The organism is Frankia sp. CeTa3Moorea, from assembly GCF_978021225.1.
The window spans coordinates 18,765-38,473 of the sequence record NZ_CDXDOR010000024.1 but is presented as its reverse complement, the minus strand read 5'-3'; the positions used below and the strand labels follow the sequence as shown (position 1 = coordinate 38,473).

The window sequence follows — 19,709 nt, the reverse complement described above, 5'->3', positions numbered from 1 at the left end:
GGCGGTGGGAGCCCGGGCCTGAGCCCGGACGACCACCATCGGCGACGACCACCGCGGTGAGCCTGCCGCGGTGAGCGACTACCGAAGCGACGCTGTCAGCGGGAGGAACGTCGATCGTCCTCGTCGTCTGCGTAGGCGTCGTATCCGTAGTCGTCATCTACGTACGAGTCGTCGTTGTTGTTCTCGCGCGTCGAGCCCGCGCCCAGATCCGCCTTCAATCGGTCGAGATCCATAGTGGGCGAGTTGTACTTGAGCTCGCGGGCGACTTTCGTCTGCTTGGCCTTAGCTCGGCCGCGCCCCATGGCTCGACCCCCTCGAACATGACGACGGGGACCCGCCCCGGTGCTCTCACTGTCTCGTGCTTCCCGAGACTACAGGGACCGGAGGCTTCTCGGCACGCCAACCCGACAGTTGCCTGTCCCCGGACAAGGTGCCCGCGATTGGAAACGGTGTATGAACCCGCTTGTCCGGTGGGTTCGATCGGGGATATCTGCTCGTCCCCGCCGTCGGCGGCCCGTTTGACGGGGCCTGGATGTGATCATCGTCACCTGTCCCCGTTGACGTTCAGGCCTCCGCCGGGCGGGTGATCGTTCCTGGTGGCGGGGGTGTGCCTCGCCCCACCCCGGTCGGCATCAGGGCAGCAGGATCCCCCGCAGGCGTCCCACGTCGGTCATACGGCGTTCGGCGAGCCGCTCCGCGGCCTCGGTCGGGGTCACCCCCTCGGCCTCGGCGAGGCGGAACACCTCCGAGGTGGTGTCGAAGATCTGCGCGGCCCTGGCCCGGGCCCGCTCCGGCGAGTAGCCCTCGATCTCGTCCGCGACCTGGATCAGGCCGCCGGCGTTGACCACGAAGTCGGGGGCGTACAGGACTCCGGCGTCGGCGAGCTGCCGCCCGGCCTCGGGCTGCGCGAGCTGGTTGTTGGCGCCGCCGCAGACAACGCCGGCTCGCAGCCGGCGGACGGTCTCCACGCTCAGCGCTCCGCCCAGCGCGCAGGGGGCGTACACGTCGACGTCGAGGTCGAGCAGGTCGTCCGGGTCCGGCACGGTCTCGGCCGCCGGGAACTCCACCCGCAGCCGGGCCAGGGCCACCGGGTCCACGTCGCCCGCGACCACCGAGGCGCCGCTGTCGAGGAGATGCCCGACGAGCCGCCGCCCGACCTTGCCGACTCCCGAGACCGCGACGCGGCGCCCCGCCAGGCTCGGCGTTCCCCACCGGTGCCGGGCGGCGGCGCGCATGCCCTCGAAGACTCCGTAGGCGGTCAGCACGCCGGAGTCGCCCGAACCGCCGTGCGCCGGTGACCGTCCGGTCACCCACCGGGTTTCCCGGGCTATGATGTCCATGTCCGCCACGTAGGTACCGACGTCGCAAGCGGTGATGTACCGGCCGCCCAGTGAGGCGACATGGCGGCCGAAGGCGCGCAGCAGCGGCTCCGACTTCGCGACGGCCGGATCACCGATGATGACGGCCTTGCCGCCGCCGAGGTCCAGCCCGGCGCAGGCGGCCTTGTAGGCCATCGCCCGGGACAGGGCGAGGGCGTCCGCCAACGCGACTTCCTCGTCGGCGTAGGGGTGGAAGCGGGTACCGCCCAGCGACGGCCCCAGCGCCGTCGAGTAGACGGCGATGATCGCGTGAAGACCCGAGGGACGGTCCGAGCACAACAGCACCTGCTCATGGTCACAAACGGCGCTGAACAGGGACGACATGGCGCACCTCTCTCCTCGGGGCCTCCGTGGGGCCTCCTGGGGCCTCCGCGGGGCACGCGGCCCCCACCGCATTGATCCCGCGCCGCGGGCCGAACCACCCCGCGCCGCACCCAGGGCCCGCAGATCGTGTCCTGGCGAACCCTACGGCGCCGGTAGGCCGGACGGCTTGTGTGCGGACGTGCCAGGATCGAGGCATGCCAGGATCCAGGGCATCCGCGTGGGTGTCGTCGGTCGGATCGCGCGCGGTAAGTGGGTCCTGAGGTGCCCGTCGTCTCCCCCGCGGCGTATCTGCGGGTGTACGAACCGCTCGCTGCCTTTCCCGCGGCCGAACGTGGCCGCTGGCAGCGTTACGCCGCCGCGGGGCCGCCGTCGCGCCGGGCCGGTTCCCGCCGGGAGCGGGTCCTGGCGCTGGTCGCGACCGTCCGTCCCACCCTTGACGTCGCCGACGAGTCGGCCTTCGTCCAGTGGATCGACGGTCTGATGTTCGTCTGTCCGTGGTCGACCCAGCTGCGGGTGTGGCAGGCGGCGCTCGAGTTCCGCGGCCTGATGCCCGACCGCGTCGCGGAGGCGTTCCTGCCACGGCGGATCATCGAGCCGGCCGAGGTCGAGCTGGACCGGTGGAAGGCCCGCCGCCCCGCGCTCAAGGTCCACGTGCAGACCTGTACCTGGATGGTGCCACCGCCGTGGTTCCTGCTCTTCGACCCGGCCGAACGGTCCCTGGTCACGGGGGACACCGCCGAGCGGTCCATGATCTACCGCACCACGATGAGCCTCGCCAGACGGCGGGCGGGCCGGGCGGTGGAGGCGGTGGAGGAGCTGCGGGCGAGCTCTCCGGACGCCCCGGGAGTCGAGGGCGTCGGCGAGCTGGCCCGTTGGCTGGGGTCCTTCCATCCACAGAGCAGGGTCGAACTGGACTACGACGGGCTAGTTGACTTGCTGGACGATGACATGCTTCGGCGCGACAACTCTGTAGAGGACATCGTCGAGGCTGTCAGTGCGTTACGCCGTGGGCGAACAGACCTAGCGGTCGAAGCCTACGAACGAGTCCTGATGAGGTGGAGGCCCCTGCAGGCACGGGAATCCGCGAGCTGATCGGCGCATTCTGTTAACTGAGAGTTGCCGCCCGCTTCGGACGAGCTGTGACTAGTCAGTAGATGGTCCTGACGTGCCATGTCCGAAATGCCCCCGAAGGATGCACGATCTGTATGGGACGGAGCGACGCTCTGTGACGGGAGGCCAACGCAATGACGACACGAACGCCAGACGCTGAGCCGCTGCTGACGCCCGCCGAGGTTGCCACGATGTTTCGGGTGGACCCGAAGACCGTGACCCGGTGGGCGAAGGCCGGAAAGCTGACGTCGATTCGGACTCTGGGCGGTCACCGCCGGTACCGAGAGGCGGAGGTGCGTGCCCTGCTGAAGGGAGTTCCGAGCATCGGAAGTGACATCTAGGTTCGCGCCAACCTGGCGCGTTGCACGAGCCCCCTCCTCTCCTCGGGTACGGGTCCTCGGGTGCGGGCCGCACGGCTGACAGTGCGAGGGTGTCGGTCGTGAGTCCCGCGGAATAGGGCCGAAGGTCTCGAGAGCGGTTGATCGTCCCGTATCGGACGACAGCCGGAGGCTGCGGTATCACCATCGGGCCGCTGATGGAGGGGTAGATAGATCCAGGCGTCGGGTCGTCCGGCATGTGGGTGAGCCCATGCGTCGGGGTCCTGTCCCGCCGACGTCCCGCGTCAAGGACCACCTCCGCACCGGGAGGGCGCTGGGTGGACCTGCTGGGGAACCGGCGGACGGCTGTTACGGCTGTCCGCCGGTCTCGTCGCGCTGGGCCGAGGCGCTGGACAGCCGAGGCGCTGGACAGAGATCCGAGCTGCCGGGAGGTTGATCATCGTTGGACCGCCGCCTGGCGCCGTAACCCGCCCGGCACCGTGACGTCGGGCGGCGCCGATGACCAGGGCTGGGGACGGAAGTCGGCTGTGCCCGGTTTCCGGCCCAGTACCAGCGCCTTCCGGTTCACGAACAGCTTCGCTCCGCAACCGTTGCTGACCGTTTCGGCGCCATGGTCGACGTGGCGGCTGGGCCTCGGCGACGCCAGCCGGGGCCTGTGCGGCGGGATGATCTACGCTGTGCGTGATCTGTTCGAGGCCGGAATCGGGCCGCCGCCTGACGTCGTGGCGCCGGCCGTCGGGTCCCCGCTGTACGCGTACCTCGTCCGCCGCCTGCTGGAGAGCTTCGATATCCCGCGGGGGGTGGCCCGCTACTACCGGCTCATGCAGGGCGCCGACGCCGACGCCAACCGGGGGATCCGGCTCCGGCCGGGGGCCGCGCGGACGAGCCTGGCGGACGAGTGGCCACGGATCCGGCTCGATCTGGACGAGGGGTTGCTGTCCCCGATCGGGATCATCACGGTGCGGTCCTCCGATCCGCGGCTGCTCGGCCTGAACCATCAGGTGCTCGCCTACGCCTATGTCCAGGCCGGAACGTCGATCACGCTCCGTGTCTATGATCCGAACACTCCCGGGGACCGGGCCGACGAGGTCACGCTGAGTTTCAATCTCGCCGAGGTCCATGGTCGCGGCGATCCCGCCGGGCCGGCGCAGATCGAGCACTCGATCGCGATCGGGGGGCGGCCGGTCCGAGCCTTCTTCCGTTCCCGCTACCGATGGGTCGACCCGCGCCGCGCCATCGCGCCCGCGGCCGGCCGCCCCGCGGGGCAGGAGGCGCCGCCGGGCCGTTCACGCCTGGAGAAGGGTCGGTGACGCGGCAGCCGGGTGGCCGGGCAGTCGTCGGGCAGCCGGGTGGTCGGCTGGCCGGCCAGGGGAGCGTTCCCACGGGGATGCCGAGCGGTCGGGATCGCCCGGGAAGGGTTTGTCGTCCGACCGGGCCGTCCCCTATGCTTGCGGTGTTTCAGACGATCGACGTCGCGGTTGGGCGGATGCGCAGCCTCGCTGAGGGTCGTCGCCGCGCCCCCATCGTCTAGCGGCCCAGGACGTCGCCCTTTCAAGGCGGTAGCACGGGTTCGAATCCCGTTGGGGGCACACTCAGGGTAGTCAATCTGCTACGAAATGGACGGGCGCGATCTACAGCGGCCACAAGTTCGTTGTCACCGCCGCCGAGGGCCACCGCGATGCGCTGCGCGACTACCTATACAGGATGGGGGTGCGTACCGCCAAGGGCGTCTACGAGGTGCCGCTGCACCGCCAACCCGTCCTGGGCCTGCCTGCCCCGGCAGGTGGCCTGCCCCAGGCGGAGCGGTTCGCCGCGACGCACCTGTGCCTGCCGATGTGGAAGGGCCTGTCCGACGATGACGTCGACCGGGTCGTCGCCGCGGTCAACCGGTGGCGGCCCTAACCCCGCAGCCCATGCAGACACCGGGGACGCTGCCCGCGTCGACTGGCCCGTGTATCCACAGTGGACACCCGACGGTACGGGCCACAGTATCTGACCACCACCGACGCCGAGGCCATGGGCTGGAAGGAGTTCTGCGGCCGGCTGCCGCTGCTGCACGCCACCACGGTCGCCGGTCTGCAGCTGGTCGTGGTGGGCAAGTCGGTGACCTGGAGCGACCGCGACCTCAACGTCTACGCCGGAACTCCCGGCCGTTCGGTGCGCTCCTGGCTCGACCTCACCGGCGACGAGTTCGCTGCGGCGCTCGGCTGGCACCCGCAGGTCGCGGCGCGGGTAGCGGCCGAGTTGGACGCCGACGTGTACGTCACGCACGGGTTCAACCCCGACGACACCTCCCCGGACGCCCACTCGGTGGCCTCGAAGTTCCACACCCACCTGCACGTCCCGCAGTACCATCGCCGTCGCCGAGTCACGCCGGCCCGGCTGACCGCCTTCGACCGCCTGGCGCTCGTCGAGCCGTACGTCGCGGTGTTCGCCGACCGGGCTTCACGCCCTGCACCGACTGCTCGACGACCTGCACGCCGGCTACCGGCAGGTCGTGAACGCGCTCACCGACGGCACCGAGGAGACCGCAACCGGCTGCGCCCGCCTCCGGCGACCGGGTGGGCGTCGACTTTGTTCCCCAGGTGGTCAGCACCTCCGGCGCGGCGAAGGTGCTGCACCCGGCCGGGCCGACGCTGGTGGTCAAGGACACCGGCCCCGCGTCAGCGGCCGAGCTGGCGCGGATGGCCGACTTCCACGCCGTGGTCGTCACTGCGGCGGGTGCCATCCGGGCGGCACCGAGATGATCGCCAATGGCGGCAGGCCGCCGCCCGAGCGCCGGTTCCCAGCTGGGTGGTTCAGCCCCCGGCGGCCGGCCCCGCCCCGGCGCCAGCCAGGGCAGGCGTGTCGGCGAGGTAGCGGCGCAGCGAGGTCTTCGGGATGCTTGGTCTTCGCGGCGATTGTGCCGAGGCTTACCCCCCTGCGCCTTGCGCAGCCGGGCGTACTCGATCTTCTCCGGGGGTGGGCTAGGTGCGGCCCACCGACCGGCCGGCGGCCTCGGCCACGGCGCGGGAGTGCGCGGCGCGTTCGGCTGTGAAGGTGCGTTCCATCTCGGTAAAACAAGGCGAGGAACAGGAAGGCGATGTGGCCCATGCCCTCGTCGCCGGTGTTGATCGGTAGCGGGTCGGCGAGAATTCGTACGCCGATGTTTCGCTCGGCGAGGTCGTGCACGAGGTTGAGGATGGACCACGAGGCCGCCGACAGCATCGCCGAGGCGGCGTACCGCGACCCGGACTCGCCGACCGCGATCAGCGGCTTCGACGACCGAGCCCAGGCCGCGGCCCACCGCAGCGCCCCGGGGCGACTACGACGACGAGTATCCCCACGGGCTGACGTACCAACAATCCGCCGATTGTTCTACTTGTGAGATTCTGGCGCGTCAGGGGTCGCCCGTAGGATGCCGGGTCATGAGGATGCTCGTCACCGGCGGGGCCGGGTTCATCGGCGCGAACTTCGTCCACCACACCATCTGCAACTACCCGCAGTACGAGGTGTGCGTGCTGGATGCGCTGACCTATGCGGGCAACCGCGACAGCCTCGCCCCGATCGCCAACAAGGTCCGGTTCGTCCACGGCGACATCTGCGACGCCACCCTCGTCGACCGTCTCATGGCTGAGCACGACGTGGTGGTGCACTTCGCGGCCGAGTCGCACGTCGACAACTCGCTGCACGACCCGGAGCCGTTCATCCGCACCAACATCCTCGGCACCTACACGATCCTGGAAGCGGTGCGCCGCCACGACAAGCGGCTGCACCACATCTCCACCGACGAGGTCTTCGGCGACCTGGCCCTCGACGCGGTCGACAAGTTCACCGAGGAGACCCGCTACGACCCTTCCAGCCCCTACAGCGCGGCCAAGGCCAGCTCGGACATGCTGGTCCGCGCGTGGGCGCGCTCGTTCGGGGTGGCCGCCACCCTGAGTAACTGCGCCAACAACTACGGTCCGTACCAGCATGTGGAGAAGTTCGTCCCCCGCCAGATCACCAACGTGCTCGTCGCCGAGCGGCCCAAGCTGTACGGGGCGGGTGAGAACGTGCGGGAGTGGACCCACGTCGATGACCACAATGACGCCGTGCACCTGATCCTCACCAAGGGCGCCCCGGGGCAGACGTACCTGATCGGCTCCGGCGACGAGCGCAACAACACCGAGATCCTGGCGCTTATCCTGGAGCTGATGGGCCAGCCTGCGGACGCCTTCGACCACGTCTCCGACCGGCCGGGCCACGACCTACGCTACGCCAACGACTCCACGAAGATCCGCACCGAGCTGGGCTGGGAGCCCCGTTACGGCGATTTCCGCGCCGGGCTGGCCGCTACCATCGACTGGTACCGCACCAACGACTGGTGGTGGAAGCCGCAGAAGGACGTCACCGAAGCCAAGTACGCCGAGCTCGGCCGGTAGCCCCCAGAACCTTCCTCGACGTTCCCCTCCTCGTGTCCCGTGTCAAGATCTTGGCTCAGGAATCCTGACCTGAAGGTTGGGTTTTCTGGATCTTGGTGGGGGGATTTGAGAGCGGGATCGCTCCAGCCGGTCACCAGCGTGATCTTGGGGAGCTCCCCGGTGACCGGGTCGGCCAGGACGTCGGTGAGCGGGCGGCCAGCGAGGCGCTCGGCCTCGGCCAGGGCGAGCTGGACGGTGACGACGGCCTCGGCGCCGGTGCAGGTCGGGGCGATGTGCCAGCCGAACTCGACCTTCGAGAAGTAGTCACAGACCCCGGCGAGGGTGAGGCTATGTGGCCGTCGACGGCCATCATCGCGTGGATCTTGCGATGGCCCCAGGCCGGCCAGTCCGCGGCGTACTTCGCCGCCAGCGGTTCGATCTGGTCGACGACCGGGGTGGGCCACGGCCCCTTCCCGATCGGTCCACCCGTCCGCGCGGTGGCCTGCCAGCGGGCATACGTCCGGTGTATCCCGGGAGTACGCGGGCATCAGGTGACCTGCGTGTCGTCGTCAAGTCCGAAGTGCCGGTCGTAGTCGGACAGCGGCCTGTGCTCGACGTCGGTGTCGGTGAGCGCCAGTGCCCGACGTAGCTGGGCTGCGGCGGCGGCATGGGCGGGATCGGTGCCGGTCTGCCGCGACGCCCAGCAAGCGAGGCGGCACCGTTCACGTTCTTTCAGCCGCTTGGAGTTGAGAGGGGCCGGACGGCGCCCTTGAGCGCGTTTCGAGGTCGGATCGACCGCCCGCGACGACGCTGGACTCCGCCGCCATGACTCCTGCCGCCATGGCTTCCCCCGCCCTGACTCCCGGAGGTACCGTGCGGATCGAGGAATCGGGGATAGCGGGCGTTCATCGGGTCTACCCGAAACGCTGGGACGACGCCCGCGGCAGCTTCTACGAGGGATTCCGCGCGGACCTGCTTGGCCAGGCCCTGGGCCACCCGTTCGACGTTGCCCAGATCAACTACTCGGTGTCCCGGAAGAACACCCTGCGCGGCCTGCACGGGGTGCTGATTCCGCCGGGCCAGGCCAAGTACGTGACGTGCGTGCGGGGCGCGCTGGTCGACATCGCGGTCGACCTGCGGGTGGGTTCCCCGACGTTCGGCCGGCACGAACGCACCGTGCTGGCCGCCGGCACCGGCGAGGCGGTGCATATCGCCGAAGGGCTCGGCCACGGTTTTCTTGCCCTCGAGGACGACACCTGCATCTGCTACGTCGTCTCCACCACGTTCGTTCCGGGTACCCAGTTCGAGGTGAACCCGCTGGACCCGGAACTCGACCTGCCCTGGGGCACCCCTGCCGAGCCGATCCTGTCGGCCAAGGATGCCGCCGCGCCCCTTCTCCAACAGGCGCTCGCCGCCGGTCTGCTGCCGGCCTGGCCCGCCGTCGACGAACGGAGCCCGACGTGATCAACGTGTTCCAGCCCTCGGTGGGCGCGGCGGAGCTCGCCGCCGTGGCCGAGGTCTTCCAGAGCAACTGGCTGGGTGCCGGGCCGCGCACCGCTGCGTTCGAGAAGGAGTTCGCCGGGTATCTCGACGTGCCTGCCGAGCACCTGCTGTTCCTGAACTCCTGCACCTCGGGGCTGTTCGTCGTCGCGGACCTGCTCGACCTCGTGCCCGGCGACGAGGTGGTCCTGCCGAGCATCAGCTTCGTGGCCGCTGCCAACGCCATCGCGGCGCGCGGCGCCACCCCGGTGTTCTGCGACGTCGACCCGCGCACCGTCAACCCGCGGGTCTCCGACGTGGCGGCCTGCCTCACCGAGCGGACCCGAGCCGTGCTGCCGCTGCATTACGGCGGGCACCCCGGTGAGATCGAGCAGGTCGCGCGGTTGTGCCGGAAGCGCGGGATCGCCCTGGTGGAGGACGCGGCCTGCGCGGTCGCGTCCAGCGTCGACGGCCGCCGGGTGGGGACCTTCGGCGACTTCGCCGTGTGGAGCTTCGACGCAATGAAGATCATGAGCACCGGTGACGGCGGGATGCTCTACGTCCGCGACCCGCGGGTGCTGGAGCGCGCCCGCCGGCTGGCCTACCACGGGCTCGCGCAGTCCAGCGGCTTCGCCCGCGCGCGGGTCTCGCACCGCTGGTGGGAGCTGGACGTCCAGGACTTCGCCCGCCGCCTGATCGGCAACGACCTGACCGCGGCGATCGGGCGCGTCCAGCTCGGCCGGCTGCCGGAGTTCATCCGGCGCCGCGCGGAGCTCGTCGCCCGATACGACGAGCAGCTCGGCGACGTCGGCGAGCTGACCCTGCCGCCGGCCCCACCCGCCGGGCACCAGAGCTCACACTATTTCTACTGGGTGCAGTTGGACCCCGAGCTGCGTGACCAGGTCGCGGCCCTGCTGTACCAGGCCGACATCTACACGACGTTCCGCTACCCGCCGCTGCACAGGGTGCCCGCCTACGGCGCGGACCCCGACCTGGTCCTGCCGGGCACCGACGCCGCCGCCGACGGCACCCTGTGCCTGCCGCTGCACCAGGGCCTCACCGACGCCGACGTGGACACCGTCGTCGGCGAGCTGCGCGCCGCGTTGGACAAGATCCGCTGACGGCTGGGAAGACAGGCGAGTACTCATGCGACTTCTCTTCCTCGCACTGGTCGTCGACGAGCATCACGAGGTGGCGATCGGCATCGATCTGGCGAACCAGCTCCGCGAGCACGGTTTCGACTGCCACTTCCTGCTGGCGCCGTACAACACCGGCCAGGCCGCCCGAGCCGGGCACCCGTTCACGGTTGTCACGCCGGAGCACGGCGTCGACCTGCGGGACGTCGTACGCACCCTGATCCGCGGGCTGCGGCCCGACGCCCTCGTCCTGAGCGACTACATCGGCCACTGGCTGACGTGCACCTACACCTACGACACCGATCCGTGGTTCGTCGACGATCTCGACCTGCCCGTGCTGCCGATCGACCTGTACGAACTCGCGGCGGGCGGGCTGGGCCTGGAGATCCGGGGCAGGGCCACCGAGGTCAGTGACCGCATCCTGTCGATGCCGGCGCGGCTGCGCCCGGTCCCGGTGGCCCGGCCCGCTGGCGCGCAGGTCGCCCCGCACGCCTTCCCCTACCGGTGCACCCGGGTACGGCGGCGCGATCAGGCGACCCGGGCCCGGGTGCGCGAGGAGCTCGGCCTGGGCCCCGACGACCGGCTGCTGATGATCCCCGGCCTGCGGCCGCAGCACGCGATGCTGACCCGTGGCGACGAGATGACCGGCCGGCTCGCCGCCCGCGTCCCGGAGCTCGTCGTCGAGTACCTGCGCGAGCTGCCGGCGAGCACCCACATCCTGATGATGGGGCCGACCTTCGACGCCTACCGGGCGCTGCCGCCGAAGCGGACGCACCTGCGGCCCGAGCACACCGCCGGGGAACACGACGATGCGGTGAGCGCCGCGGACGCCGTCTGGTCATCCTACTTTCCGGCCGCCTCCCTGGAGGTGGCCGTCCTGGCGGACGTCCCGGGCCTGCTCACCACGAACAGCCTCGACGTCCCTGCCGACGACCCGGGAGCGCTGGCCCGCCTGCTCGGCCCGGTGTCCGGGACGGTCGAGACCTGGCTGCGCGGTTTTCCCGACGGCCTTCCCTCGTTCTCGCTGTGGCCGTGGCGGTGGAACGGGGTGATGCGCCCGCTCATGCGCGACAACCCGTTCCTCGCCGCCGGGCGCACGGCGGAACTGCTCGACCATTCCCGGGTGGTCCGCAGCCTGCATGACATGTTGTACGAGCCGGCCGCGCGGGCGGAACTCGACGCGGCGCGCGCCGAATACCACGCGGCGCGCGCCGAATACCACGCGGCGCTGCGCGAAATACCGCCCACCCGGGACGTGGTGCTGGCCGCCGCCCGGCGGGCGGGCGTAAACGTCTGAAGAGAGCGGCGCGGATCCCGCGACACGCGCCGCGACCTGGGATACTTGACCTCAACTCAACTTCACCTTTTAGCCTGGTGGTCGATCTTTCGAGAACGGAGGTTTCATGGCGATCGACCCACAGGTCTCGGCGGTGCTGGCCGAGATACGCGTCGTAGAATTCAGCACAATCACGAAAACGGGTGGGACAAATACCCGGCCGATGGCGGCGAGCTGGATCCCGCAGACCGGGCAGATAGTCATCACCACGCCGCTGGCCTACGCCGCGAAGGTGTCCAACGCCCGGCGGGACAGCCGGGTGGCGGTCCTCTGCTCCGACTTCACCGGCAGCGGCCTGCCGGACTCCGCCCCCGCCGTGCTGGTGCAGGGGACAGCGACCGTCCCGGACGGCGTCGCCACCCCGCAGGACATCCCCGACTACTGGCGGGTCCTGTTCCGCAAGACGCCGACGCTGGTCGAGGAGTTCGCCTCGAACGAGGCCCGGGCCACGATGGACTGGTACTACTGGCGGCTGCCCATCGTCATCACGCCGGACCGGGTCCACGCCGTGGAGCGCACGCCGGCCGGCGGGGCCCTGGAACCGCCCGCCCCCTGGTTCGGCCCCCTCCAGGAGCGGATCGACGACGCCCTGCGCCGCTACCCGACCGCCGTGCTGACCGCCCCGGACGCGGCCGGCCACCCCAGCTCCGCGCGCGTCGCGCTGGCCCGGCAGGAGGGGCAGGACGTGCTCGCGGTACGCCCGCTCCAGCCGTTCGCCGGCCGGCCGGGACCGGCTAGCCTGCTCTGGCACCGGCACAACGGCCAGTCGGGCGACATGAGCTCCCTGCACGTGGCCGGGACCGCGACGACCTCCGACGGCGGCTGGAGCTTCTCCCCCGAGCGGGTACCGGGCGAGCCGGACGCCACCGCCGACACGGGCGCGGGTGCGGCCGACGCGGGTGCGGCCGACGGCGGCTACGACGCCGGCGAGGAGGACTGGATCGCCGACGCGCGCCGCCGCTCCGAGCTCTACCTGGAGCGGCGCGGCCTGCCGCGGCCGAGGGTCGACTGGGACGCACTGGCCGCCTGCGCCCCGCGCTGACCCAGGTGGCGCGGGCCCGCGCCCGTGCCCGCGTGCCCGAACGCCGTGTCCCACCCGTGCGGGACACGGCGTTCGGATCCAGAACCAGCCTTCGGGTCCGAACCAGCCGGGGTCCCCAGCCAGCGTCCCCAGCCAGCGTCCTCAGCCAGATCCGCGGCCAGCATCGGGGCCGGCCAGGGCATCGACCGCCGGGATCACAGCCCGCCCGGCGCGCTCCCGGCCGTGGCCCGCTCCCACCCCTGTTCCAGCAACTGGAGCAGCGTCTCGGTGAGGAGCGCGCCGCTGACCGCGGTACCGGTCTGGATCCGGTAGGACGGCACCGCCGTCACCCCGCGCCGGGTCGCGAGCCGCTCGTCCTCCCGCACCGCCTCGGCGTAGCGCCCGGCGTGCAGGGTGTCCCAGGCCAGCGCCTCCGGCAGCCCGGCCTCGGCGGCGAGCCGCACGAGCACCTCGCGATCGGACAGGTCGACGGTCGCGACGTGGTAGGCGTCGTACAGCCGCTCGAGCATCTCCTCCCCCCGCCCGCTGTCGACGGCGAGGTGCAGGACCTGGTGGGCGTCGAAGGTGTTCGTCGGGCGCACCCGCTCCGGGCGCATCGCCAGGCCCGCCGCCGCGCCTTCGGCCCGGATCCGGCCGAGCACCTCGTCCACCTCGGCCGCGCCCATCCCCCAGTCCTCGCGCATGATGTCGACGAGGCGCCGGCCTGGGCCGAGCGGGTAGCCAGGCCGCAGCTCGAAGGACCGCCAGGTGGTGCGTACCCGATCCGCGTGGTCGAAGGACCCCAGCGCGCGGTGCCAGCGCTGCCGGCCCAGCAGGCACCACGGGCAGGCGATGTCGAACCAGATCTCGACGTCCAGCCACTGATCCGCCACGGCGTCACGCTCCTTCGGTCGATGTTGTCGTCGGCGGTTTCGCCGACGTGGATGTCGATGTGGACGTGAATGTCGATCTTGAGGTGGATGTCGGCCCGACCGGCGACGCCGGCGCCGGGATCGGCTGCCGGGTCGATGCCCATCCCTGCACGAGTGCGATCGCCACCGAGATGGCGACCGAGATGCCGACCGCGACGAAGACCGTGTCCAGCGAGCTGGCGATGCCGTCGACGACGAAGTCCGCGAGCCGGTTGTCGGCGTCGGCGAGACCCGAGGTGTCGTTCAGGTCGACGCCGTCGGGGCTGCGCAGGTCCGCGAGCAGTGCGGCGCTGGGCGGATCGGCGGCCACAGCCGGGTCGGTGAGGACGGGATGGGCGGCCGGGTCCGCGGCCGCCCGGTCGAAGGCGTCGTCCACCCGCGCCCCGGCGAGCCCGAACATCAGCGAGACGAACACGGCGGTGCCGGCGACCCCGCCGATCTGGCGGGAGAAGTTGTAGAGGCCGCTGGCCAGGCCCATATCGGTGGGGGGCACGCTGTCCTGGAAGGCGATGAGGACCACCTGGAAGAACACCCCGAGCCCCAGGCCGAGCACGATGACCAGGCCGACCAGCGCCCAGATCGGGGTGTCGGGACCCACCCGGCTCAGCGACAGGTAGACGGCGGCGATCGCGGCCATGCCGGTGGCGAGCACCCCCGACTGGCCGAAGCGCTGGACCAGGCCGCTGGAGAGCCGGGAGCCGGTGGTGGTCGCGAGCGACTGCGGCAGCAGCAGCAGGCCGGCGGCCGTCGGGGAGAGCCCGCGCACGATCTGCAGGTACAGCGGCAGCAGCGTCAGCCCGGCGAAGACACCCACGCCGCCGAGGAAGTTCACCGCGTTGACCAGCAGGAAGGGGCGCCGCCCGAACAGCCGGCCGGGCAGCAGCGCGCTGTCGCCGGTGCGGCGCTCGAGCGCCGCGAACAGCGGCAGGCCGACCGCGCCAGCGGCGAGCAGCCCGATCGTCAGCGGTGACCCCCAGCCCCACCGGGCGCCGTTTTCGGCCACCACGAGCAGCGGCAGCAGGCAGAGCACCAGCATGATCGCGCCGCCGTAGTCGATCCGGTGGTCGACCCGCCGCGTCGGCACCCGGAAGAACACCGCGACCAGCACGAACGCCACCAGGCCGACGGGCAGGTTGACAAGGAAGATCCAGCGCCAGCCGGCGATGCCGAGGACCTGGTCGGCGCCGGCGAAGAGCCCGCCGAGCACCGGCCCGGCGACGCTGGCGACGGCGAATACCACGCCCAGGTTCGCCTGGTAGCGCGAGCGGTGCTCGGCGGGCACCATGTCGGCGACCACGGCCAGCGCCAGCGAGGTCAGCCCGCCGGCACCGGCGCCCTGCACCGCCCGTGCCCCGGCCAGATGGTAGATCGACTGCGCCAGCGCGCACAGCAGCGAGCCGAGCAGGAACAGCGACACCGCGCTGAGGTACACCGGGTGGCGCCCGAAGATGTCGGAGAGCTTGCCGTAGAGGGGCGCGGAGACCGTCATCGTCACCAGGTACGCCGTGGTGACCCAGGCCTGCGCGGTCAGGCCGTCAAGCTGGTCGGCGACCGTCCGCAGCGCCGACGCCATGATCATGGTGTCCAGGGCGCCCAGGAACATCCCCAGCATGAGCCCGGTCAGGATGACGAGCACCGTCCGCCGCGGCGGATGCACCGGCTCGTCATCCTGACCGGGACCGTTGGGACCGGCGGCGCGGTCGGTCGGGCTCATCGGGGCGTCCCTTCAGCGGCGCGGGCACACGCGGCACCGGGGCGGTCCGCGGGCATAACTCCCCGGACATCGTGCAACCTCAAGCGCGGTTCAGGTCAAGCACGGAAGGCGGTTCCTCCAGCGAGAGTCGAGGAGGCCTTGAGAGCGGCTGGACAACCCCGTACGAAGGTAAAAACATGCGAGTTCTCGTGGTTGCCGGCGGAAGCGGCGGCGTCATTTTCGCCGTGACACCGCTGGCGCTGGCTGCACGCAATGCCGGGCACGAGGTGTTCGTCGCGACTCTGGCGAACACGGTGCCGCTGGTCACTGGTACCGGCATGGCGGCGGTCAGCGTCAGCGAACAGTCAATGATGGATTTCATGTTCACCGACCGGACGGGAGCCCGCCTGGAGCTTCCCCGGGATCCGCACGAGCGGCTGGTGTTCAACGGTCGGGGATTCGGGCGGTTCGCGGCGGGAACGCTGCCCGCGCTCCGCGAGCTGGGTGAGCGGTGGCGCCCGGACGTCGTCGTCGGCGGCGCGCTGTCGTACGCGGCGCCGTTGCTGGCCAGCCGGCCGGCGAGGTCGGTGGCCGCAGCGGACACCATGACGCTGACCATGGTCGCGCCGGCACCGGCGTAGGCGCGCAGCCGCGCCGCGATCCGGTCGACCGGCCCGACCAGCGCGCAGTAGATGCTGGTCCGCCGGTCGCCAATGCCCAGCAGGTAGGCGTACTGGCCGCGCAGCTGGTTGGCGGCGGCGGCGACGTCGTCGCCGACCGCGGCCGGCACACAGGGGATGACCTCGAAGTCGCGGCCGTCCCGGCTGCCTGCGGCGAGCCCGGCCGCGATCTCCCGGCGCGCCTCGGTGACCGTTGCGGGTGAGGCGAAGACGCCGAGCCAGCCGTCCGCGATCCGCCCGGCCAGCCGCAGGTTGGCCGGGCCGACGGCGGCCAGGTAGATCGGGATGTCGGGTCGGTACCCCATGGTGAACAGGTGCAGCGGCGCCGCCGACCGCGCGCCCGACGGTAGCTGGAAGTGCCGCCCCTGGTAGGCGACCGGGCCGCCGGACAGCGCCGCGCGGACGATCTCGACATACTCCCTGGTGCGCGCGAGCGGCTGGTCGAACGGGACGCCGTACCATCCCTCGGAGACGTCAGGGTTCGAGACGCCCAGCCCCAGCCGGAACCGGCCGCCGGACAGCGCGTCCAGGGTCGCGGCGGTCAGCGCGGCGGTGCCCGGCGGGCGGGCCGGGATCTGCATGACGCACGACCCCAGCGCGATGCCCCTGGTCACCCCGGCAACCAGGCCGAGCACGCTGACCGCGTCCGAGCGGTAGCCCTCGGGCGCTAGCGCGAGCGCGTAGCCGAGTTCCTCGGCGCGCAGCGCGAGTTCGGCCGCGCCGACGGCGGCCAGGTTCACGGCGAGCCGTACCGGGCGCCCCGGGCCGCCGTTCTCCGCCCCGCCGACTTCTCCGGCGGCGAATCCCGCATCATCGAATCCCGAGCCGGCGTTCCCGGATCCGGCGTTCCGCGCGGCGGTGTTCCCGACAGCGGTGTTCCCGGAAGCGGTGTTCGTGGTCATGAGCGCTTCAGCACGAACCCGCGGATGGACTCGGCCGTGTAGTCGATCATCTCGTCGGTGAGCGCGGGATACACCCCGACCCAGAAGGTGTGCTCGGTGATGAGATCGCTGTTGGTGAGGTCGCCGGATACGCGGTAGCGGCGACCCAGGTAGGCGGGGTGGCGGGTCAGGTTGCCGCCGAAGAAGCGCCGGGTGGCGATCCGCCGGGACTCCAGGAAGTCCACCAGCTCGCGGCGGGTGTAGGCGGCGTCCGGTTGGACGGTGAGCACGAAACCGAACCAGCTCGGGTCGCTGTCCGGCGTTGGTTCGGGCAGCAGCAGGCCGGGCAGGCCGTCCAGGCTCTCCCGCAGCCGGCGCCAGTTGTGCCGGCGGATCCGGCCGAACTCGCCGATCCGGCGCAGCTGGCTCAGGCCGAGCGCCGCCTGCAGGTCGGTCGACTTCAGGTTGTACCCGACGTGGGAGAAGATGTACTTGTGGTCGTAGCCGTGCGGCAGCTCGCCGAGCTGGTGGTCGAACCGCTTGAAGCACTTGTTGTCCTCGCCCGGCGCGCACCAGCAGTCCCGGCCCCAGTCGCGCAGTGACTCCACGATGCGGGCCAGCGCGAGGTTGTCGGTGAGCACGCAGCCGCCCTCGCCCATCGTGATGTGGTGCGCCGGGTAGAAGCTCACCGTCGCCAGCTCGCCGAACGTCCCGGTCAGGCGCCCCTGGTAGGTGGAGCCGAGCGCGTCGCAGTTGTCCTCGACGAGCAGCAGACCGCGCCTCTCGGCGATCTCGGCGATCTCGGCGGCAGCGAACGGGTTGCCCAACGAGTGCGCCATCATGACGGCCCGGGTGCGCGGGCCGATCGCGGCCTCGACCCGTTCCGGTGTGGTGTTGTAGGTGCCCAGCTCCACGTCGACGAAGACCGGCGTCAGCCCGTTGTGGAAGATTGGGTTCACCGTGGTGGGGAAACCCGCGGCGACGGTGATCACCTCGTCGCCGGGCACCAGCCGCTGGTCCTCCAGCAGCGGCGAGGTCAGCGCGCTGAGCGCGAGCAGGTTTGCCGACGATCCGGAGTTCGTCAGGTGGGCCTTGCGCAGCTGGTGCATCCGGGCGAACTCCCGCTCGAAGCGGGTCGAGGACGTGCCGGCGGCGATGCGGAAGTCGAGCGCCGCCTCGACCAGGGCGACCCGGTCGTCGGCGTCGAGCGCGGCGCCGGAGGCGAGTACCGGGGTCACCCCGGGGACGAATTCCCCGCCGGCGCGGTTGTGGTGGTATCGGCGGACCTGGTCCAGGATCAGCGCCTTGTCGTCACCCATCCTCGGCTCCTTTCCGGTGTTTCGGGCGTCGCTGCTGTGCCGGGTGTGGGGGTGCGCCCGCGCCGGCGAGCTGGCGGGCGCGGTCGAGCAGGCGGGCCTGGGCGAGCACCGGGCCCGGCGGGTCGCCGCGGCCGGTGCGCACCGCGCGGGCGAACGCGGCGACGGCGTCGGCTACCTGGTCCTCGGCGGGCAGCACGATCCGCTCGTGGTGGTCCTGGCGGTCGACGCGCACCACCGGCTGGTGGTCGGCGGGCGTGGTGAACACGTGCTCGACGCCGATCCGGCCCTCGCTGCCCCAGATCTGGTAACTGGAGACGTAGCCGTTCTCCAGCCCGAAGGTGAGCTGGGCGGGCACGCCGTCGCGGCGGCGCAGCAGGATCGCCCCGCCGACGTCCACCCCCAGGCCCTCATCGTGGCGCAGCACGGCGCCGGCCACGTCGAGGTCCCAGCAGCCGGGGTCCGCGCTGGCGTCCGGATCCCAGCCGACGTCGAGGTCCGCGGCGTCGTCGAGGCCGCAGCCGCCCAGGAAGAACTGGGCCGCGCGCAGCGGGTACCCGGCCACGTCCAGCAGCGCGCCGCCACCGAGCTCCTGCTGGAGGCGGATGTCGCCGGCCGGCCGGGGCGGGATCGTGAACGCCGCGAAGAACGCCCGCGGCTCGCCGACCGCCCCGCGCGCGACCAGGTCGCGGACGGCGGCGTGCTGGCCGTGTCGGAGGAACATGTAGTTCTCCATCAGCACCAGGCCGCGCTCGCGGGCCAGGTCGAGCAGGCTGGCGGTGGCCGCGGCGCTGGTGGTCAGCGGCTTCTCAGCGAGCACATGCTTGCCGGCGTCGAGCGCGCGGCGGATCCACGTCTCATGCAGGCCCGAGGGCAGCGGCAGGTAGACCGCGTCGATGTCCGCGCGGTCCAGCAGATGCCGGTAGCCGGTGACCGGGTCCGCACCGTAGCGGCCGGCGAGCGCCGCGGCCCGGCCGGTCGACCGGCTGGCCACCGCGCGGATTACCAGCCCCGGCGTGGCCGCGGCGGCCGGCAGCACCCGCCGGGCAGCGATGTCGGCGCAGCCGAGCACGCCGAGGCGAACCGGCGCCCCCGCCGCGGCGGTCATCCGGACAACCGGGTGAGCTGGTGGTCGGCGAAGAGGAGCTGGTCGCCGGCGGACTCCAGGATGGCGCGGACGCGACCGACGAGGATGGTGTGGTCACCGGCAGGGTGACGCCCGTACACCTCGCACTCCAGCACGACGAGCGCGTCCGCCACGGCCGGCAGGCCGGCCGGCGTGGTGGTGAACTCGGCGGAGGCATGATCACCGGAAGGGTGATCGCCAGAGAACTTGTCGATGCCCTTGGTCGCGAAGCGGCGGGCAAGCGGTGCCTGGTCGTGGCGCAGCACACTGACCGTGAACAGCGCGCAGCCGGCGAAGGCGGCATAGCAGTTCGCCGCGTTCCCCACGCACACCGCGATCAGCGGTGGGCGCAGCGAGACCGACACCAGCGAGCTGGCCGTGAAACCGCGGCGGTGGCCCTGGTCGTCGACCGTCGCCGTGATCGTCACCCCGGTCGGGAAGCGGGCCATCGCGGCGCGCAGGTGGGCCGGGCCCACCTCGCGCTCGCGGGCGGGGTTCCCACGGGCCGTTGCGGGCACGGCCGGTCGGGTGCCAGCCGTGGCCGGCGTCAGCAGGGACAACCGATCCTCCGTCATG

20 protein-coding genes, 1 tRNA gene and 1 pseudogene are annotated in these 19,709 nt (G+C 71.6%); 14 read left to right on the top strand and 8 right to left on the bottom strand.

Annotated features, from left to right (window positions below):
• Positions 1-95 precede the first annotated feature (95 nt).
• Both AC08OV_RS07145 and AC08OV_RS07140 read right to left on the bottom strand, forming a co-directional pair.
• A complete protein-coding gene (locus AC08OV_RS07145; protein WP_011434572.1) occupies positions 96-302 on the bottom strand; it encodes a DUF3073 domain-containing protein in 207 nt (68 codons plus the stop codon).
• 330 nt (positions 303-632) lie between these two features.
• Entirely contained in the window at positions 633-1,703 is a 1,071-nt protein-coding gene (locus AC08OV_RS07140; protein WP_462186984.1) for a Glu/Leu/Phe/Val family dehydrogenase, read from the bottom strand.
• A gap of 261 nt (positions 1,704-1,964) precedes the next feature.
• Between AC08OV_RS07140 and AC08OV_RS07135 the strand changes: the two genes are divergently transcribed.
• The 13 genes from AC08OV_RS07135 to AC08OV_RS07075 all read left to right on the top strand — a co-directional run bounded on the left by AC08OV_RS07135 (position 1,965) and on the right by AC08OV_RS07075 (position 12,526).
• On the top strand, positions 1,965-2,795 hold the full coding sequence (locus AC08OV_RS07135) for a DUF8083 family protein (protein ID WP_476619467.1): 831 nt from the start codon (positions 1,965-1,967) through the stop codon (positions 2,793-2,795).
• 152 nt (positions 2,796-2,947) lie between these two features.
• On the top strand, positions 2,948-3,154 hold the full coding sequence (gene bldC / locus AC08OV_RS07130) for a developmental transcriptional regulator BldC (protein WP_006540950.1): 207 nt from the start codon (positions 2,948-2,950) through the stop codon (positions 3,152-3,154).
• Between the two features lie 524 nt (positions 3,155-3,678).
• On the top strand, positions 3,679-4,461 hold the full coding sequence (locus AC08OV_RS07125) for a hypothetical protein (protein ID WP_476619469.1): 783 nt from the start codon (positions 3,679-3,681) through the stop codon (positions 4,459-4,461).
• 206 nt (positions 4,462-4,667) lie between these two features.
• A tRNA-Glu gene (locus AC08OV_RS07120) sits at positions 4,668-4,740 on the top strand.
• Positions 4,741-4,780: 40 nt separating this feature from the next.
• Entirely contained in the window at positions 4,781-5,053 is a 273-nt protein-coding gene (locus AC08OV_RS07115) for a DegT/DnrJ/EryC1/StrS family aminotransferase (protein WP_476619468.1), read from the top strand.
• Positions 5,054-5,113: 60 nt separating this feature from the next.
• The gene (locus tag AC08OV_RS07110) at positions 5,114-6,010 is read left to right on the top strand and encodes a hypothetical protein (protein ID WP_476614403.1); all 897 of its coding nucleotides are present in this window, start codon (positions 5,114-5,116) and stop codon (positions 6,008-6,010) included.
• Positions 6,011-6,332: 322 nt separating this feature from the next.
• Positions 6,333-6,518: a hypothetical protein gene (locus AC08OV_RS07105; RefSeq protein WP_476614402.1), complete on the top strand. Its 186-nt coding sequence runs from the start codon at positions 6,333-6,335 to the stop codon at positions 6,516-6,518.
• 40 nt (positions 6,519-6,558) lie between these two features.
• Positions 6,559-7,554, top strand: coding sequence for a dTDP-glucose 4,6-dehydratase (gene rfbB, locus AC08OV_RS07100; RefSeq protein ID WP_476614401.1), 996 nt, complete (start codon positions 6,559-6,561; stop codon positions 7,552-7,554).
• Between the two features lie 95 nt (positions 7,555-7,649).
• The gene (locus AC08OV_RS07095) at positions 7,650-8,126 is read left to right on the top strand and encodes a hypothetical protein (RefSeq protein ID WP_476614400.1); all 477 of its coding nucleotides are present in this window, start codon (positions 7,650-7,652) and stop codon (positions 8,124-8,126) included.
• Between the two features lie 247 nt (positions 8,127-8,373).
• Positions 8,374-8,997, top strand: a complete 624-nt coding sequence (locus AC08OV_RS07090; RefSeq protein WP_476619466.1) for a dTDP-4-dehydrorhamnose 3,5-epimerase family protein — start codon at positions 8,374-8,376, stop codon at positions 8,995-8,997.
• The gene (locus AC08OV_RS07085) at positions 8,994-10,133 is read left to right on the top strand and encodes a DegT/DnrJ/EryC1/StrS aminotransferase family protein (protein WP_476614398.1); all 1,140 of its coding nucleotides are present in this window, start codon (positions 8,994-8,996) and stop codon (positions 10,131-10,133) included. The genes AC08OV_RS07090 and AC08OV_RS07085 overlap by 4 nt, the downstream gene beginning before the upstream one ends.
• 25 nt (positions 10,134-10,158) lie before the next feature.
• Positions 10,159-11,445 carry a DUF6365 family protein gene (locus AC08OV_RS07080; RefSeq protein ID WP_476614397.1) on the top strand — a complete coding sequence of 429 codons (1,287 nt, stop codon included), beginning with the start codon at positions 10,159-10,161 and terminating at the stop codon, positions 11,443-11,445.
• Positions 11,446-11,551: 106 nt separating this feature from the next.
• Positions 11,552-12,526 carry a pyridoxamine 5'-phosphate oxidase family protein gene (locus AC08OV_RS07075; protein ID WP_476614396.1) on the top strand — a complete coding sequence of 325 codons (975 nt, stop codon included), beginning with the start codon at positions 11,552-11,554 and terminating at the stop codon, positions 12,524-12,526.
• Positions 12,527-12,720: 194 nt separating this feature from the next.
• On the opposite strand, the gene AC08OV_RS07070 is transcribed toward AC08OV_RS07075, so the two are convergent.
• Together AC08OV_RS07070 and AC08OV_RS07065 are read right to left on the bottom strand one after the other, a co-directional pair.
• Positions 12,721-13,398 (bottom strand): DsbA family oxidoreductase, encoded by a 678-nt coding sequence (locus AC08OV_RS07070; protein WP_476613124.1) that lies wholly within the window; start codon positions 13,396-13,398, stop codon positions 12,721-12,723.
• Between the two features lie 4 nt (positions 13,399-13,402).
• The gene (locus AC08OV_RS07065; RefSeq protein WP_476613123.1) at positions 13,403-15,151 is read right to left on the bottom strand and encodes an MDR family MFS transporter; all 1,749 of its coding nucleotides are present in this window, start codon (positions 15,149-15,151) and stop codon (positions 13,403-13,405) included.
• Between the two features lie 176 nt (positions 15,152-15,327).
• On the opposite strand from AC08OV_RS07065, the gene AC08OV_RS07060 reads away from it, so the two are divergent.
• Positions 15,328-15,771 carry a hypothetical protein gene (locus AC08OV_RS07060; RefSeq protein ID WP_476613125.1) on the top strand — a complete coding sequence of 148 codons (444 nt, stop codon included), beginning with the start codon at positions 15,328-15,330 and terminating at the stop codon, positions 15,769-15,771.
• A 98-nt stretch (positions 15,772-15,869) separates the two neighbouring features.
• Here AC08OV_RS07060 and AC08OV_RS07055 read toward each other — a convergent pair.
• From AC08OV_RS07055 to AC08OV_RS07040, 4 genes and pseudogenes are all read right to left on the bottom strand, one after another.
• Positions 15,870-16,712: pseudogene (locus AC08OV_RS07055) on the bottom strand (LLM class flavin-dependent oxidoreductase); the annotation flags it as partial.
• Positions 16,709-18,010, bottom strand: a complete 1,302-nt coding sequence (gene rfbH / locus AC08OV_RS07050) for a lipopolysaccharide biosynthesis protein RfbH (protein WP_476613122.1) — start codon at positions 18,008-18,010, stop codon at positions 16,709-16,711. The pseudogene AC08OV_RS07055 and the gene rfbH, both read right to left, overlap by 4 nt.
• Positions 18,003-19,115 carry a Gfo/Idh/MocA family protein gene (locus AC08OV_RS07045; RefSeq protein ID WP_476613121.1) on the bottom strand — a complete coding sequence of 371 codons (1,113 nt, stop codon included), beginning with the start codon at positions 19,113-19,115 and terminating at the stop codon, positions 18,003-18,005. Before AC08OV_RS07045 ends, rfbH begins: the two co-directional genes overlap by 8 nt.
• Positions 19,112-19,693, bottom strand: coding sequence for a flavin reductase family protein (locus AC08OV_RS07040; protein ID WP_476619465.1), 582 nt, complete (start codon positions 19,691-19,693; stop codon positions 19,112-19,114). The genes AC08OV_RS07045 and AC08OV_RS07040 overlap by 4 nt, the downstream gene beginning before the upstream one ends.
• Positions 19,694-19,709 lie beyond the last annotated feature (16 nt).